This is a genomic window from Chryseobacterium sp. BGARF1, from assembly GCF_001677955.1.
Lineage (GTDB): Bacteria > Bacteroidota > Bacteroidia > Flavobacteriales > Weeksellaceae > Chryseobacterium.
Map to the genome: position 1 here is coordinate 1 of NZ_LELA01000157.1, position 1,992 is coordinate 1,992.

A 1,992-nucleotide genomic window follows, 5' to 3' on the forward strand; every position below is an offset into this window, starting at 1 on the left:
TGCAACTCAGAGGCGTACGAGATAAATCTTTTTTTCTATTCAGATTATCAAAACTTTTTGCTTAGTCCCCAACTTTTGAGACTGAGCCGTTTTATTTTACAATAAAATAATTACTTTTATACAAGAGAAATGTATGTATACATGAATGCAAACAATCTATATAATAATCTTATAATTTTTCTCACCATATTGATGAGTTTATTTTAGTATTGAATTTTTTAAAATATGGAAAGTTTATAAAACAAAAAAGACTGTTAATCAATGATTAACAGTCTTTCTATGTACCCCAGACGGGACTTGAACCCGTACACCCGAAGGCACAGGATTTTAAGTCCTGCGTGTCTACCAATTCCACCACCAGGGCGTGATGTGAGCGAAAAACGGGACTCGAACCCGCGACCCCAACCTTGGCAAGGTTGTGCTCTACCAGCTGAGCTATTTTCGCAATAAAGTAGTGCGGATGAAGGGACTCGAACCCCCACGCCTCACGGCACCAGATCCTAAGTCTGGCATGGCTACCAATTACACCACATCCGCATTATTATTGAGTTATTTTAAAGAACTTGTTTCGTTTTTCTGAGTGCAAATATAGGACATTTTTCTTTACCTCCAAACCTTTTTTGAAAAAAAATTAAATTTTTGTGAAATTTATTTGAAACCCTTCTTTTTAAATTTCATTTTATTACTTTTACACCGTTAATATTTACGATATGGAATTACAAGGAACGGTAAAGAAAATCACTGAGGTTCAAACATTTGCAAGTGGTTTTCAAAAAAGAGAAATGGTTATTCTTACACAAGAGCAGTATCCGCAGCCCATCAACATCGAATTTTTACAAGATAAAATAAATTTGTTGGACACATTGAAAGAAGGAGAAAATGTGAAAGTAGGAATCAACATCAGAGGTAGAGAATGGGTTTCACCACAAGGAGAAACTAAATATTTCAACTCTATTACAGGATGGAGAGTAGAAAAAGTTTTAGATAATGGCTCAGAACCTACACAAGCTTCTCCGTCTCACTCTGCAGCTCCGGTTTCAAATGACAACCCTTTTGCAAGTGACGATGACGACGATTTACCTTTTTAATAAGAAATAAAATCAAATACTAATCCCGCTTTTTGAAAAGTGGGATTTTTTTTCATCATAATGGTACGATTAGACGAAAACGCAATATCATTTCCAGACCCCGCACACTATGACGGTCACGAAGGCATCATTGCTTTCGGCGGCGATTTATCTGTAGAAAGAGTTTGGTTTGCTTATCAAAACGGAATTTTTCCTTGGTTTAACCCAGGCGAGGAAATTCTTTGGTGGTGTCCCGACCCTAGATTTGTGCTTTTTCCTGAGGAGTTGAAGGTTTCAAAGTCGATGAGAAAAATTTTAGATAAAAAAGTTTTTACTATTACTGAAAACCAAAACTTCCAAGAAGTGATAAAAAACTGTCGGGAAATCAATCGTAAAGGACAGGAAGGAACCTGGCTTTCTGATGAACTGATGGAAACTTTTAACACGCTTCACCGTTATGGGCTTGCCCGAAGTGTAGAAGTCTGGCAAAATAATGAACTCGTTGGTGGACTTTATGGGATACAGATCGGAAAAGTTTTTTGTGGTGAAAGTATGTTTGCAAAGGTGAGTAACGCTTCCAAAGCGGGGTTTATTCATTTCGTAGAAACCCATAAAAATGATTTTGAGCTAATTGATTGCCAATCTCACACCGACCATTTGGAAAGTTTGGGTGCGAGAATGATTCCTAAAAAAGATTTTTTGAAAATTTTACACCAAAACAATGAACGCAGATAAAGAAAAATGGCTTCTTCTGATTATACTAAGTGTTATCTGGGGCTCTTCATTTATTTTAATTAAAAAATCCTTAGAACATTTTAGCCCATATCAGGTGGGAGCTTTAAGAGGCTGTTTAAATTTTATTGAGTAATAATTTTATGGCAGATAATTTGACCATGTTTTCAGAACTTTCCATTAGAAGTTCATA

At 36.0% G+C, this 1,992-nt stretch carries 2 protein-coding genes, 3 tRNA genes and 1 pseudogene; 3 read left to right on the forward strand and 3 right to left on the reverse strand.

What is annotated here, in order from left to right; translation table 11 throughout:
* Positions 1 to 282: 282 nt before the first annotated feature.
* The 3 genes from AB671_RS21090 to AB671_RS21100 form a co-directional block, all read right to left on the reverse strand.
* Positions 283 to 364: transfer RNA gene (locus AB671_RS21090), tRNA-Leu, on the reverse strand.
* A gap of 8 nt (positions 365 to 372) precedes the next feature.
* Positions 373 to 445 (reverse strand) — tRNA-Gly (locus tag AB671_RS21095).
* 10 nt (positions 446 to 455) lie between these two features.
* A tRNA-Leu gene (locus tag AB671_RS21100) sits at positions 456 to 537 on the reverse strand.
* A 173-nt stretch (positions 538 to 710) separates the two neighbouring features.
* Between AB671_RS21100 and AB671_RS21105 the strand changes: the two genes are divergently transcribed.
* From AB671_RS21105 to AB671_RS22860, 3 genes and pseudogenes are all read left to right on the forward strand, one after another.
* Entirely contained in the window at positions 711 to 1,088 is a 378-nt protein-coding gene (locus AB671_RS21105; RefSeq protein WP_066676759.1) for a DUF3127 domain-containing protein, read from the forward strand.
* A gap of 60 nt (positions 1,089 to 1,148) precedes the next feature.
* The gene (gene aat / locus AB671_RS21110; RefSeq protein WP_066676756.1) at positions 1,149 to 1,802 is read left to right on the forward strand and encodes a leucyl/phenylalanyl-tRNA--protein transferase; all 654 of its coding nucleotides are present in this window, start codon (positions 1,149 to 1,151) and stop codon (positions 1,800 to 1,802) included.
* Positions 1,789 to 1,911: pseudogene (locus AB671_RS22860) on the forward strand (multidrug DMT transporter permease); the annotation flags it as partial. The gene aat and the pseudogene AB671_RS22860, both read left to right, overlap by 14 nt.
* Positions 1,912 to 1,992: the final 81 nt, after the last annotated feature.